Annotated in this window: 12 protein-coding genes; 6 read left to right on the forward strand and 6 right to left on the reverse strand. The window is 64.5% G+C overall.

Annotated features, from left to right (window positions below; all coding sequences use genetic code 11):
• Positions 1-950: 950 nt before the first annotated feature.
• The 5 genes from phhA to DBR12_RS00025 form a co-directional block, all read right to left on the reverse strand.
• The gene (gene phhA, locus DBR12_RS00005) at positions 951-1790 is read right to left on the reverse strand and encodes a phenylalanine 4-monooxygenase (RefSeq protein WP_108615394.1); all 840 of its coding nucleotides are present in this window, start codon (positions 1788-1790) and stop codon (positions 951-953) included.
• Positions 1791-1855: 65 nt separating this feature from the next.
• The gene (locus DBR12_RS00010; protein WP_108615366.1) at positions 1856-2824 is read right to left on the reverse strand and encodes a tripartite tricarboxylate transporter substrate binding protein; all 969 of its coding nucleotides are present in this window, start codon (positions 2822-2824) and stop codon (positions 1856-1858) included.
• An 82-nt stretch (positions 2825-2906) separates the two neighbouring features.
• The gene (gene hppD / locus DBR12_RS00015; protein WP_108615367.1) at positions 2907-4019 is read right to left on the reverse strand and encodes a 4-hydroxyphenylpyruvate dioxygenase; all 1113 of its coding nucleotides are present in this window, start codon (positions 4017-4019) and stop codon (positions 2907-2909) included.
• Between the two features lie 362 nt (positions 4020-4381).
• Entirely contained in the window at positions 4382-5377 is a 996-nt protein-coding gene (locus DBR12_RS00020; RefSeq protein WP_108615368.1) for a lipase secretion chaperone, read from the reverse strand.
• 3 nt (positions 5378-5380) lie between these two features.
• Entirely contained in the window at positions 5381-6322 is a 942-nt protein-coding gene (locus DBR12_RS00025; RefSeq protein WP_108615369.1) for a triacylglycerol lipase, read from the reverse strand.
• A gap of 165 nt (positions 6323-6487) precedes the next feature.
• Here DBR12_RS00025 and DBR12_RS00030 point away from each other — a divergent pair, with 165 nt between their 5' ends.
• The 6 genes from DBR12_RS00030 to fabB all read left to right on the forward strand — a co-directional run bounded on the left by DBR12_RS00030 (position 6488) and on the right by fabB (position 12473).
• Positions 6488-6970 carry an Lrp/AsnC family transcriptional regulator gene (locus DBR12_RS00030; RefSeq protein WP_108615370.1) on the forward strand — a complete coding sequence of 161 codons (483 nt, stop codon included), beginning with the start codon at positions 6488-6490 and terminating at the stop codon, positions 6968-6970.
• Between the two features lie 257 nt (positions 6971-7227).
• Positions 7228-7965, forward strand: a complete 738-nt coding sequence (locus DBR12_RS00035) for a GNAT family N-acetyltransferase (protein WP_108615371.1) — start codon at positions 7228-7230, stop codon at positions 7963-7965.
• 115 nt (positions 7966-8080) lie between these two features.
• Positions 8081-8956, forward strand: a complete 876-nt coding sequence (locus tag DBR12_RS00040; RefSeq protein ID WP_108615372.1) for an HlyC/CorC family transporter — start codon at positions 8081-8083, stop codon at positions 8954-8956.
• Positions 8956-10569: an apolipoprotein N-acyltransferase gene (gene lnt, locus DBR12_RS00045; RefSeq protein WP_108615373.1), complete on the forward strand. Its 1614-nt coding sequence runs from the start codon at positions 8956-8958 to the stop codon at positions 10567-10569. Before DBR12_RS00040 ends, lnt begins: the two co-directional genes overlap by 1 nt.
• Positions 10570-10728: 159 nt before the next feature.
• Positions 10729-11250: a 3-hydroxyacyl-[acyl-carrier-protein] dehydratase FabA gene (gene fabA, locus DBR12_RS00050; protein WP_108615374.1), complete on the forward strand. Its 522-nt coding sequence runs from the start codon at positions 10729-10731 to the stop codon at positions 11248-11250.
• The gene (fabB, locus tag DBR12_RS00055) at positions 11247-12473 is read left to right on the forward strand and encodes a beta-ketoacyl-ACP synthase I (RefSeq protein ID WP_108615375.1); all 1227 of its coding nucleotides are present in this window, start codon (positions 11247-11249) and stop codon (positions 12471-12473) included. The genes fabA and fabB overlap by 4 nt, the downstream gene beginning before the upstream one ends.
• Positions 12474-12553: 80 nt before the next feature.
• On the opposite strand, the gene DBR12_RS00060 is transcribed toward fabB, so the two are convergent.
• Entirely contained in the window at positions 12554-13462 is a 909-nt protein-coding gene (locus tag DBR12_RS00060; RefSeq protein ID WP_108615376.1) for a LysR family transcriptional regulator, read from the reverse strand.
• Positions 13463-13573: the final 111 nt, after the last annotated feature.

Here is a 13573-nt window from a genome sequence, read left to right on the forward strand (position 1 = left end):
GTCTATAGGGCGGTGATGGCTACGGTTTTTATAGCATTTGAGGGTCGTTGGGGCTGAGTATGTCGAAGCCTTGGCGTGCTGGTTTGACAAGCATGCTCGGGTGCAGGGCGGAGGCCGGGAGTCGCCCGGCATGCGAGTAACTTTCTTTTGCTTCGCCAAAAGAAAGTCACCAAAGAAAAGGCGACCCCCTGTCTGCGACCCCTGCGCTTCGCTACGGGGCAAACCTGCGTCGGGGCGGTTGCGGGGGGCGCCGTGGAACTCGCTTTGCTGCTGCGCAGCGCCGCTCGGACAACCACGGCGAGTCAGTTAACGAGGCATGGGCGCTCCGACGCCCATGCTCACCCCGCAACCGCCCCGCCGCAGGCGCAGCCAGCATGGGGTGGGCAGCCCAACATCCAACAGCCGAACATCCAAACAGCCCCACGGGCCTTTGCTTCGCTCGGCCCCGCCTGCGCAGCGCGAGGCGCTTGCGCCCGCGAGATGGGGCCGAGCGAAGCGATGGCCCGTGTGGATGTCCTGCGGGTTCCCTTCTGTATGCGCCTGGGGCGCGCAGGGCGCGGGGTGGCACGCGCGTCGGAGCGCGCGTGCTTCGTGGACTGACTCACCGCAGTTGTCCGAGCGGAGCGCCGCAGGCGCGCAGCGAGTTCTGCGGTGCACCCCGTGGCCGAGCACCCCAGGTTGCCCCGTAGCGCAGCGAAGGGGTCGCAGACAGCAGGGTCGCCTTTTCTTTGGTGACTTTCTTTCGGCGAGACGAAAGAAAGTTACTGCGCCGCCGGGCGCACACCCCGGCCTCCGCCCTCAACCCAAGCATGCCTTCCAAACCAGCACGCCTTCCAAACCAGCACGCCAAGGCTTCGACAGGCTCAGCCCGAACGGTCACTGTAGTGCTATAAAAATAGTAGCTGCCAGCGCTTTGTAGACAGGCGGAGGCAGCCAATTTCCTTCAAAAATCAAGCCGCCACAGCCTCCCGCTCATCCGCTGCAAACTCCGGCAACCCCTGCAGCCGCTCGTAGATCGGCGCAAAGTCCGCCGCCGTCATCTCAAACAGCTGCTCAAAACTGTCGATCACAAAATACGTCTGCTGGTACGTATCGATCTTGTAGCGCGTGCGCATCGTGCGCTCCAGTTGCAGCGCAATGCGCTGCGGCTCCGGGCTTTGCACCGAATACGCCAGCTCGCCCGAAGAACTCAAAATCCCCGCGCCATACGCCCGCAACTGCCCCGCCTCGCGGATCAGCCCGAACTCGATGGTGTACCAGTACAAACGCGAGAGCATCTCGCAAGACCCGAGCCCCTGCGCCTTCAGCCCGCCCTGGCCGTAGCGCTGCACATAGTCGGCAAACACCGGGTTGAACAGCAGCGGCACATGGCCGAACAGGTCATGAAAAATGTCGGGCTCGACGATGTACTCGAACTCCTCGGGCTTGCGGATCCAGTCTGTCACCGGGAACTTGCGGTTGGCCAGCAGCGTAAAAAACGGCACCTCGGGGATCAAGCCGGGCACGCCCACCAGCTCCCAGCCGGTGGCCTTGTAAAGGCGCTCGTTCACCTCTTCAAAACGCGGGATGCGGTCGCTCGCGCCCAGTGAGGGCAGGGCGTCAATGAACGCCTGGCTGGCCAGGCCCGGCAGCAGGGCGCGCTGGCGCTCGTACAGGCGGCGGTAGGTGTCGTGGTCGGCGTCGGTGTAGGCCGCGTAGTCCTGCGGGCAGGTGTAGTCCGCGTTGGCGCGCGAGTAGTCGCCACGCGGTGGGCGGGTGGATTGGCCATAGACGACAGGGGCTTGTCCCATTTTTTTCTCCTTTGCCGCCATGGTCGGCGCACCGCGATGGGGGTGCGCACCAGCCCACGCGGCTGCTAATCGATCTTGATCTTTGCGGCCCGGATCAGGAACTCGTACTTGCTGTTTTCCGAGCGCACAAACTGCGCAAACCCGTCGAGCGTCAGCTCTTCGGGGGTGATGCCCATCTTCTTGAACTTCTCTTTGCCCGCAGGCGAATGCATGGCTGCAGAGAATGCAGTTGCATAGCGGCGTGCATCGGCATCTGGCAGCGAGGCCGGCGCGAACAGGCCGAACCAGGTGGACACATTGAAGCCCTGCACGCTGTCGTTGATGCTGGGCACGTTGGGCAGCGCCTCGTTGCGGCTGAGCGTGGTCACACCCAGCGCCAGCAGCTTGCCCGACTGGATCTGCGGCAGCGCCGAGGCCAGGTTGTCAAACACCATCAGCACCTGGCCGGATTCCAGCGCCGCCAGCGCGGGCTTGGAGCCCTGGAACGGCGTGTGGCCCATCTTGGTGTTGGTGAGCGACTTGAACATCTCGGCCGAGATGTGCCCGATGCTGCCGTTGCCGCCCGAGCCGTATTTGGCCTGGTCGGGGTTCTTCTTGAGGTACTGCACCAGGTCGGGCGTGGTCTTGATGCCCAGCTTGGCGGCCTGTGTCGCGCTGACCACCAGCACGTTGGGCGTGCGGGCCACCAGCGCGATGGGCTTGAAGTCCTTGACGGCGTTGTAGGGGAAGTTCTTGTACAGCCAGGGGTTCACCGCGTGGGTGGCCACGGCGCCCATCAGCACCTGGTTGCTGGCTTTGGGGGCCTTGGCGACCTGGTCGGCACCGGTGTTGCCACCCGCCCCCGGTTTGTTCTCCACGGTGATGGAGCCCAATTGCGCTGCGGCACCTTCGGCCACGATGCGGGCCGAGATGTCCAGCGGGCCCCCGGCAGGGTAGGGGACCACGATGGTGAGGGGGGCAGACGGGCTCTGCGCCAGCGCGGCTGTGGTTGCGCTGGCCAGAAGGATGCTGAACAGGTTGCTACGGAGCGACATCGGGATCCTTTTGAGTTCCGGGGAGCGCGCAGTATAGGCACCTGTTCAGGGTAAACCCTTGTGTTGCTGGGGCCGACCGTTGTCAGGCGTTCAGCACGCCACGGCGGATCTGGTCGCGTTCCAGCGACTCAAACAGCGCTTTGAAGTTGCCTTCGCCAAAGCCATCGCGGTAGTCCCCTTCGCGCTGGATGAATTCAAAGAACACCGGGCCCAGCATGGGGGTGGAGAAGATCTGCAGCAGCAGGCGGGGCGTGCCGTCGGCGGTGGTGCCGTCCAGCAAAATGCCGCGCGACTGCAGTTCAGGCACGGGTTGGCCGTGCCCGGGCAGGCGGGTGTCCAGCATTTCGTAATAAACCTCATTGGGCGCCGTGGCCAAGGGCACTCCGGCCATGCCCAGCTTGTCCACCACGTCCAGCAGGTTGTCGCAGATCAGTGCGATGTGCTGGATGCCTTCGCCGTTGAACTGCATCAAAAATTCTTCGATCTGGCCTCCGCCCTGCTTGGCTTCTTCGTTCAGCGGGATGCGGATCTTGCCGTCGGGTGCCGTCATGGCCTTGCTGGTCAGGCCGGTGTATTCGCCCTGGATGTCGAAGTAGCGGATCTCGCGGAAGCCGAACAGCTTTTCGTAGAAATTGGCCCAGAAGCCCATGCGACCCCGGTACACGTTGTGTGTGAGGTGGTCGATGAGGTTCAGGCCGTGGCCCACGGGGCGGCGGTCCACGCCTTCGATGAATTCGAAGTCGATGTCATAGATGGACTTGCCGTCTTCAAAGCGGTCGATCAAATACAGCGGCGCGCCGCCAATGCCCTTGATGGCGGGCAGGCGCAGTTCCATGGGGCCGGTGGGGATCTCGATGGGCTGGGCGCCCAGTTCCAGTGCGCGGTTGTAGGCTTTGTGAGCGTCCTTCACGCGGAAGGCCAGGCCACAGGCCGAGGGGCCGTGCTCGGCGCCAAAGTACGCGGCCTGGCTGTGGGGCTCGCGGTTGAGGATGAAGTTGATGCCGTTCTGGCGGTACAGCACCACGTCCTTGGAGCGGTGCTTGGCGACCAGTGTGAAGCCCAGCTTTTCAAACACCGGCTCCAGCACGCCCGGTGTAGGCGATGTGAATTCGACGAACTCGAAGCCCATCAGGCCCATTGGGTTGTCCCAGGCTTCGAGCTGGGCGGCGGTTTCTTGCGGCAAGGCGGCGTTCATGGGGTGTCTCCGGCATTCGTTGATGAATGTCATGGACTGTAGGCGCGGCTTGCCTCATGTTTCTGGCGAAATCAAGAGGCTTGGCCGCTTGATTTGCAGGAATCTTGTGAATGGTCAAAATTTCGCGCAGTCTGGCGGCGTGCTGGGCAAGGCTGGCCGCCGCAGCGCTGCGTGGTCGACAGGCGCCCCAGCGCGCTAGGGATCCTCTGCACGAATCTCGCTGGTCAAATGAGCGCAGCGGAGCGGGAGGGGCTGCAAGGCGCAAAACGCAGCAATAGCCGTAGCTATTGCGAGTATTTGCAACGCTGCAGACTGCCCGAGACCGCAGATGCGCGCGACGCGCTGATTCGTGCAGAGGGTCCCTATGAGCCCGAGGTGCCCGCGTTGAGCTGGCGCAGCGCCAGGGCGGCATCAATGCGTTGTTGCTCCTCGGGCGAGAAGAGCTGCTGGCGCAGTTGCTGCAGGCCAGGGCCCTCGCCCTGCCGGGCACGGGCTTGGCTGTACTGGTCGAGGCGCTGGTTCCAGTGCTGTTCCTCCCGGTCCAGCTGCGCCATGGCCTGGGCGGCTGCCGAGCCGTATTGCGCACTGCGGGCGGCGTAGCGGGTGCGCTCGTCGGCATTGCTGGCGTTGAAGGCAGCCGTCTGCGCGGCGGCGGCCATGTGTTCGGTGGCGGCACTGCGTTCGGCGCGGCGTTCGGTGGAGAGTTCGTTGTCAGCCGCCTGTAGCGCCTGGGCGCGCTGCTCGGGGCTGAGCAGGGTGTTGCGCTCAATTTCCAGGCGCGCCAGGGTGTAGCGGTCCAGTTCAGCCTCGCGCGCAAACAGGGCGTCGTGTTCGGCGTCGTCAAAAAACTGCTGGCGCACCTTGTGGCGCGCTTCCAGGGCATCGCGCAAGGCGCGTGGGTCGGTCAGATCCTGTGGCGCGCGCAAGCTGCCGAGGGCCACGCGGTAGTCCACATAGCGCTCGGCCAGGGCCAGCGCCCGTGTGGCCAAGGCGGCGGGGAAATGCTGGTTGACCAGTGCGGCCAGGCGCTGCTTGAGCGTGGCCGGGTCGCTGGCGTCGCCCGCTTCCATCAACAAGGCTTCCAGTGTGTCGCGCAGGCCGTGCACCAGTAGCGGGTCGGCCGGGCCGTCGGTGGTGATGGCGCGGCGGCGTGCAAAAAAGCTGTTGTCCACGCTCTGTGCTGGCGAGGTTTGTACCAGTGCACCTGCGGGGGCGGCGGCCGCCCTCGCCCCGGCCGGTGGTTGATGTGTATCCCCCGTGCCCAACCCGGCAGGGCCACCTAGCCACCACACCACGGCGGCCGTTGTGAGGGCCAGGACTGCTGCGGCAACCGCCCAGGTGCGTGAGGGCTGGGCCACGGCTTACAGGCCTTGTTGCTTGAGGCGGTTGGCGTGCTGGCGGTACAGCGTCACCGGGTCGGTGGAGAACCAGTCGCGCAGGCCCAGCAACTGGTTCACTTCGTCCAGGTGGTTCTGGCGGTAGTCGCCCAGGTGTTTGCCCAGGCGCGACGAGCAGGCCGACACCAGACCGTCGTTCGCCTCGCCAAAGGTCAGGCTCAGCACGCTGAGCAGACCGTCGCTGGCATCCAGCACATTGGTCAACGGCTGTGTGCCGGTCCAGGAGTAGTAGCGCACGCCATTCACCAGCTCAGCGCCATTGCCGCAGCCTGATGTGGGCACGCCGTGTGGAAAGCGGCTGTTGAACTTGGCCGAGCCCGCCGTGGTCAGCGAGTCCAGTGCCGCCGTGGGCATCTGGGGCAGGCCGGTGCCGCCGGAGGTCAGGTTGATCAGGCCCACTAGCGCCTTGGCCGCAGCGTTGGCCACGGCCTCAGACACCGAGCCCGCAGGGGCCACACCGCGCAGGATGTCGGCCACGCGCGAACCCCGGTTGACGCCCCCGATGGACGTGACCGATGCCACCAGCTGCGGCGCGACGCCCGCCACATAGCGCGTGGTAGGCCCGCCGTGCGAATGCCCCACCAGGTTCACCTTGGCCGCGCCGGTGATGGCGAGGATGGTCTTGACCTGGGCCAGCAGCTGCTCGCCGCGCACTTCGGTGCTGTTGGCAGCCGACACCTGGGCGACGTAGACCTTGGCGCCGCCCTGGCGCAGCGCGTCGGGGATGCCGTAGAAGTAGTCGATGCCCAGGGCTGAGTCAAAGCCGAAAAGCCCGTGCACGAGCACGATGGGGTAGCGCGTTTGCGTATAGCCCGTTTGCGCCTGCGCGCCCACGCCCAGCAGCAGCAACCCCGCTGTGGCTGCCAGCACCAGTCGCCGCAAAAAGCGGCTGAAAAATCCGGTCATGTGTTTGTCTCCGTTGATGTGATTTCTTATGCTATGCAAAATAGAACGATCGTTCTTTTTTGCGAGTTTTATTTTTTGTGGAGATGGCTGTTGTCACTATCGGGACATACCCGTGCTCGCAATATGGACAGCGAAAAACGGTCAGTTTCCGTAAAATCCTGCGCCATGAGAGCTTTTGACGCATTGGACAAGCTGGATCGCGCCATCCTGCGCCGCCTGCAAGAGAACGGTCGCGAGACCTATGACGTGATCGGTGAGCAGGTGGGCCTGTCGCCCAGCGCCGTGCTGCGCCGCGTCAAGCGGCTGGAAGACAGTGGCGTGATCCACCGCTACGTGGCCCTGGTGCAGCCCGAAGCCGTGGGGCTGGGCCTCACGGCGTACCTGAATGTGCGGCTCGAAAAACACACCGAAAGCCACAAGCGCAACCCCATGGACCTGTTCCGCGCCAGCGTGCAGACCTGGCCCGAGGTGGTGGAGTGCGCATCGCTCACCGGCGAGATGGACTACCTGCTGCGCGTGGTGGTGGCCGACATGGCGCACTACAGCCGCTTCATCATGGACACCCTGCTCAAGCACCCCAGCGTGCAGGACTGCAAGACCAGTTTTGTGCTCGACCGGGTGAAGGCGACGACGGCGGTGCCTGTGTGACGAGGCGAGGGGTGCGCTCTCAGACAGGTGTTGCCGGGTGAGCCGCTCCGCTATACGCTTGGCTATGGCACCGGCTTGCCCCGTCGCGACAGTGATGGGCTTCGTGAATTGTCCGTTTTTGCTCTTTTTTAGAGCAATAGTGCTGTTTTTGGACTGCGGAAGAGCCGATTTCTTGGTTTTTGAGCGAGCTCACTATTTTGTTGCGTTGCAGCAAAATGGGCTGGAAATGATCAGGGAAAACCCTTACATTACTTGGCATGATCGCAACCAAAGACTGGCTCAAAGCATCCTGGTACGCCGGCAGGGATATGCTGCGCCCGGTGACGGGCGGCCCCTCTGCCGGTGAAATCCGCATCAAACAGGAGGTGCCCGTGATGGTTCCTATCCGTGCCCTCGGTCCCTCCTACCGCGAGCGGATCACCCAGCATCTGCTACAGCTGGAGCCTGCAGACCGCTACCTGCGGTTTGGCTACGCCGCCAACGACGAGCAGATCCGCCGCTATGCCGAGCAACTGGATTTCAACCGTGACGAAATCTTCGGCATCTACAACCGCCGCCTCGAACTGATCGCCATGGCCCACCTGGCGTTTTCCGAACACCCCGAGCACAAGCAGTGCGCCGAATTCGGTGTGTCTGTGCTCAAGCAGGCCAGGGGCCGTGGTTTTGGCGCCCGACTGTTCGAGCGTGCCGTGATGCATGCCCGCAACGAAGGCGTCAACATGGTGTTCATCCATGCGCTGTCCGAGAACACGGCCATGCTCAAGATTGCGCGCAACGCGGGTGCCACGGTACGCCGCGATGGCTCCGAGTCCGAGGCCTACCTGCAGATCCCGCCCGCGAGCCTCGACACCCGCATGGCCGAGATCGTGGAGCAGCAGTTTGCCGAGGTGGACTACCAGCTCAAGAAGCAGGCCAAGCAGTTCTGGGATTTCCTGGCCAACGTGCAGGAAGTGCGCAGCGGCGTGCAGCACGCGCGCCACCAGTCGGCCGAATAGCGCCCGCGCGGCAGAGCGTGCCTTGGCGTGGAGCGGGGCCGCTGCGGGGCCCTGTCATCACAATCCGCTATCCTAGGGGCTCGATTCACCACCGCACGTCCTGCACTCCACGACAGTGTCTGATCCGCATCCCGGGCGTCCGCCCGAAAAGGAAGACAAACGCACCTTCCTGCAGAAGGTGGCCGAGTTCATCCACCCTGGCCCCGATTCGACGCAAGAGTTGATCGAAACCCTGGCCGAAGCCGAGGACAACCAGGTCATTGGCGCCGAGTCGCGCGTGATGCTGGAGCGTGTGATCCGCATGGCCGACATGACGGCGGGCGACGTGATGGTGGCCGCGCCGCGCATGGACCTGGTCAACATCGACTCCCCGTTCGACGATTTGCTGCATCTGGTCATCAACACCGCACACTCGCGGTTCCCGGTGTACCAGGGCGAGCGCGACAACATCATCGGCATCCTCATGGCCAAGGATCTGCTCAAGCTGCAGCGTGCGCCGGAGCTGAACATCCGCGCGCTGCTGCGCCCGGCGGTGTTTGTGCCCGAGAGCAAGGGACTGAATGACCTGCTGCGCGAGTTTCGTGGCAACCGCAACCACCTGGCCATCGTGATCGACGAGTTTGGCCGGATGGCCGGGCTGGTCACCATCGAGGATGTGCTGGAGCAGATCGTGGGCGAGATCGAGGACGAATTTGATATCCCCGAGGACGACGGCGACATCTTCGGCCTGGCTGACCGCACCTATCGCGTGAGCGGCGATACCTCGGTCGAGCGCGTCTGCGAAGCCTTTGATGTGCTGGTCCAGAGCAGCGACCACGGTGAGAGCTTTGACACCATTGGCGGCCTGATCGCCCACGAAATGGGCCATGTGCCCAAGCGCGGCGAGCAGCTGCAGCTGGGCGGCCTGCAGTTTGTGGTGCTGCACACCAAGGGCGGCGCCGTGCGCTGGTTCAAGGTGTCCAAGGCTGAAGACGGCAGCGCTGCCGGCTGATGGCGCGGGCTTCCTTGACGATGCGCTGGCCGGTGCAGGCGCTGCTGGCGTTGGCTGCAGGTCTGGCGCAGGCGGCGTCGCTGACGTGGCCGGGGAATGGCCAGCCCTTGTGGTGGCTGCAGTTGGCATCTCTGGCCGTGCTGGCGCACCTGGTGCGGCCGGGGGTGGGGGCGGTGGTGTCCTGGCAACGGGGCGCACTGATCGGCGGTGTGTTTGCCACGGCCTGGCTGTCGGGCACCTTCTGGTGGCTGTTCATTTCCATGCACACCTATGGCGGCCTGCCTGCGCCGCTGGCGGTGGCGGCGGTGCTGGGGCTGGCTGCGTTTCTGGGCAGCTACTATGCCGCTGTTTCAGGCCTTTTTTGCCGCCTTGCGCCCGTCCATAAAGCTGGGGCTGCTCTTCTTTTTGGAGCGCTCTGGCTGCTGGCCGAACTGGCGCGGGGCATCTGGTGGACGGGCTTTCCCTGGGGCGCGGGGGGCTATGCCCATGTCGATGGGCCGCTGGCGCCCTTGGCGCGGTATGTGGGGGTGTATGGCCTGGGCGCGGTGGCGGCTGCGCTGGCGATGGGGGTGGTGCAGTTGCGCCCTGCCGACCTGCGCCTGGGGCGCCTGTGGGCGCTGCTGCTGGCCTTGGCTGCTGTGCTGGCCGGGGCCACGGTGCAGCGCTTCTGCGCGGTCAACCTGTGCCACACGCCCTCGCAACCCCAGCCGCTCGTATTGAGCCTGGAGCTGCTCCAGGGCAACATCCCGCAGGACGAGAAATTCCAGCCCGGCAGTGGGGTGCCCGTGGCCCTCCAGTGGTACGCCGCAGCGCTGCGCGATGCCCAGGCCGACCTGGTGGTGGCGCCCGAAACCGCCATCCCGCTGCTGCCGCAGCAGCTGATTCCAGGGTACCTCGAAGGCATCCAGCAGCGGTACGCACAAGGCCCACAGGCCGCACTGGTGGGGATTCCACTGGGGGATGAAACGCTGGGCTACACCAACTCGGTGCTCGGTATGGGCCCTGCTGCGCAGGCCACACCCTACCGCTACGACAAGCACCATCTGGTGCCGTTTGGCGAGTTCATACCGCCGTTCTTCAAGTGGTTCACGACCATGATGAACATCCCGCTGGGCGACTTCAACCGGGGAGCGGTGGGCCAGGCTTCGTTTGCCTGGAAGGGCCAGCGCATCGCGCCCAACATCTGCTACGAGGATCTGTTTGGCGAAGAGCTGGGCGCGCGTTTCATAGACCCGGCCCAGGCGCCCACGGTATTCGTCAACTTCAGCAACATCGGCTGGTTTGGCAACTCGGTAGCGATCGACCAGCACCTGCACATCAGCCGCATGCGCGCGCTGGAGTTCGAGCGTCCCATGGTGCGCGCCACCAACACCGGCGCAACAGCCATCATTGACCACAGGGGCGTGGTCACGCACCAACTGGAGCGCCACACACGGGGTGTGCTCCGGGGCGAAGTGCAAGGCCGCGGGCTCAGCGCGCAAACCGGCTGGGCGATCACGCCTTATGCGTGGTGGGTGGCCCGCTGGGGGTTGTGGCCGCTGTGGGCGCTCGTGGGGCTGGCGCTGGCTGCAGCCTTGTTGGCCCGGGGTGTGCGCAGGGTGCGGGGCGGTTGATCCAGGTCAGCCGCCAGCCGGGCCACGCGGTGCTGGACAATCCGTTCTTTAGAGGCGCCTCCCTATGCCTTGATAATAGAGCCCCGCAAGCGGGGGCTTGATTTGCGGACAACGATGATTTGAGGCGGGGGAACCCGCCGTTCTGGAGCACGACTGAAAATGGCAGATTCCTTTTCCTACGAACAACTGATCGCCTCGGGCGAGGGCCGGCTGTTCGGCGCTGACAGCGGGCGCCTGCCGCTGCCACCCATGCTGATGTTTGATCGCATCACGCACATCGACAGCGATGGGGGCGCGCACGGTTTGGGAAAGATCCGCGCGGAACTGGACGTCAAGCCCGACCTGTGGTTTTTCGCCTGCCACTTTCAGGGTGACCCCGTCATGCCTGGTTGCCTGGGGCTCGATGCCATGTGGCAACTCATCGGTTTTTACCTGACCTGGCTTCAACTGCCCGGCCGTGGCCGTGCCTTGGGCGCGGGTGAAGTCAAGTTCACCGGTGAAGTGGGCCCGGACGTGAAACTGGTCACCTACGAAATCGACATCAAGCGCGTGATCAAGCGCAAGCTGGTGATGGCCATTGGCGATGCCCGCTTGCTGGCCGATGGCAAGGAAATTTACGTCGCCAACGACCTGCGAGTGGGTTTGTTCAAGCGCGAGGGCGACGACAAGGACGCAGCATGACGACCAAGAAGCGCGTAGTCATCACTGGTGCGGGCATCGTCTCGTGCATTGGCAACGACCTGACCACCGTAGAGGCCTCGCTGCGTGCGGGCACCAGCGGCATCAAGGCCGTGGAAAAATTCAAGGAACTGGGCTTGCGCAGCCAGGTGGGCGGTGCGCCCGAGATCGACATCGAGGCGCGCATCGACCGCAAGCAGCTGCGCTTCATGGGCGATGCTGCTGCCTATGCGCAGATCGCCCTGGAAGACGCGATCAAACAGGCAGGCCTCGCGCCCGAACAGGTCAGCCATCCACGCACTGGCCTCATCATGGGCTCGGGCGGCGGCTCGCCTGCCAACCAGATCGAGGCGGCCGACACGCTGCGTGAAAAGGGTATCCGCCGCGTGGGGCCCTACCAGGTCACACGCTGCATGAGCTCCACCGTGTCTGCCTGCCTTGCCACCAATTTCAAGGTCAAGGGCATCAACTACTCCATCACTTCGGCCTGCTCCACATCAGCGCACTGCATTGGCGCGGCCGCCCAGCAGATCGCCTGGGGCGTGCAGGACGTGATGTTCGCCGGTGGTGGCGAAGAGTTGTCGTGGGGCATGTCGCTGCTGTTTGACGGCATGGGTGCCATGTCCAGCAAGTACAACGAAACGCCCGAGAAAGCCTCGCGCGCCTACGATGCGAACCGCGATGGTTTTGTGATTGCAGGCGGCGGTGGCGCAGTGGTGCTGGAGAGCCTGGAGCATGCCCTGGCCCGTGGCGCCAACATCCTGGCCGAAGTGGTAGGCTTTGGTGCCACCAGCGATGGTGAAGACATGGTGGCCCCCTCGGGCGACGGTGCCATTGCCTGCATGCAGCAAGCCATGGAAGGGCTCGATGCCCCCATCGACTACATCAACACCCACGGCACCTCCACGCCCGTGGGTGACATGCAGGAAGTGCGCGCCATGAAGGCGCTTTTCGGCGACAAGGTACCCCCGTTCTCGTCCACCAAGTCGCTCACCGGCCACTCGCTGGGCGCCACGGGCGTGCAAGAGGCGATCTACTGCATGATCATGCTGAACAAGGGCTTCATCGCAGGTTCCGCCAATGTGGAAACGCCTGACCCCGCGCTGGGCTCCATGCCACTGGTCACGGCCACCCGTGACGCTGAGCTGACCACGGTGCTGTCCAACAGCTTTGGTTTTGGCGGCACCAACGCCAGCCTGGTGCTGCGCCGCTGGACGGGTGCCTGACGCGGTAGGCGCTGCCGATTTGCACCAACCCGCACCCGCGTTCGTTCGCGGCGGCGGGTTTTTTTGCGCCTCCTTGGGGGTTACTTGCGTGGCCTGGGCGACAGCGCCTCATGCAGCAGCGCAGGCAACATGGCCAGCATGCGCGTGGCCTGCAGGCCCGGCGGGTGGTTGACCGCGTGATAGCTGTAAAGCGACATGGGCGGCAAGTCGGGCAGTTCTACGGCGACCACGTGCGCCGGGTCCAGGCGGATGGCCGTGAGGAAGTCCACCACTGTCCAGCCCATGCCCAGCCGCACCAACTCCAGCGCCAGGCGCGAGGTTTGCACCTGGATGCCTGGCCCGCCTGGCGTACCTAAGCGGTCGGCTGTGTGGTCGATGGACTGGCGCATCGGGTCGTCGCCCACCAATCGGATGGCGGGCACCTGCGCCAGGCGTGCGGCGGTGCTGGAGGCACGCGGGGCGCGATCCCACACGGCGCGGGCCACGGCCAGCGATAGGCGACCGCTTACCAACAGCTCGCTGTGCACCTGCGGGTGCGGATGTTCAAAAAAACCCAGCCCAAAATCCACGCTGCGCGTGAGCAGTGCCTGTGTCATCTGGTCTTGGTGGATGGTGCGCACCTCTACCCCCACATGCGGGTGTTTTTGCGCATGGCGGTGGAGCAGTGTGGGCAGAAACTCGTGGGTGATGGATGGAATGGCTGCCAGTCGCACATCGCCCAGCTCGGTGGTTGCCAGGTTGCGCGCCGTGCGCTGCAGCGCGTCCAGTTGGCGGTGGATGCTGCCCGATTCCACCGCCAGCACCTGCGCTTCGGGCGTGGGCGTGAGGCCCGCCGGTGTGCGGTTGAACAGCCGGTAGCCCAGTTGCAGCTCGGTGTGGGCCACTGCTTTGCTCACTGCCGATGGCGTGATGCACAGCAGGCGGCCCGCAGCGCTCATGCTGCCGGTCTGCAAAACGGCCTGGAACACTTCGAGCTGACGCAGGTTCATGGATAAACGGGAAAAACAGCGAAGAAGGGGGGGTGAATTCAATTCACAGGGGGAGGCCAATTATTCCACTTGGCTATGTGCTGATTTCTCATAGGATGCCGCACCGCCCGA

The organism is Acidovorax sp. HMWF029, from assembly GCF_003060895.1.
GTDB lineage: Bacteria > Pseudomonadota > Gammaproteobacteria > Burkholderiales > Burkholderiaceae_C > Acidovorax.

Bases quoted from the DNA above. Each gene is read 5' to 3' on its own strand.
- phhA (WP_108615394.1), bottom strand. From the start codon at position 1,790: ATGGGACAAGCCCCTGTCGTCTATGGCCAATCCACCCGCCCACCGCGT.
- DBR12_RS00010 (WP_108615366.1), bottom strand. From the start codon at position 2,824: ATGTCGCTCCGTAGCAACCTGTTCAGCATCCTTCTGGCCAGCGCAACC.
- hppD (WP_108615367.1), bottom strand. From the start codon at position 4,019: ATGAACGCCGCCTTGCCGCAAGAAACCGCCGCCCAGCTCGAAGCCTGG.
- DBR12_RS00025 (WP_108615369.1), bottom strand. From the start codon at position 6,322: ATGACCGGATTTTTCAGCCGCTTTTTGCGGCGACTGGTGCTGGCAGCC.
- DBR12_RS00030 (WP_108615370.1), top strand. From the start codon at position 6,488: ATGAGAGCTTTTGACGCATTGGACAAGCTGGATCGCGCCATCCTGCGC.
- DBR12_RS00035 (WP_108615371.1), top strand. From the start codon at position 7,228: ATGATCGCAACCAAAGACTGGCTCAAAGCATCCTGGTACGCCGGCAGG.
- lnt (WP_108615373.1), top strand. From the start codon at position 8,956: ATGGCGCGGGCTTCCTTGACGATGCGCTGGCCGGTGCAGGCGCTGCTG.
- fabA (WP_108615374.1), top strand. From the start codon at position 10,729: ATGGCAGATTCCTTTTCCTACGAACAACTGATCGCCTCGGGCGAGGGC.
- fabB (WP_108615375.1), top strand. From the start codon at position 11,247: ATGACGACCAAGAAGCGCGTAGTCATCACTGGTGCGGGCATCGTCTCG.
- DBR12_RS00060 (WP_108615376.1), bottom strand. From the start codon at position 13,462: ATGAACCTGCGTCAGCTCGAAGTGTTCCAGGCCGTTTTGCAGACCGGC.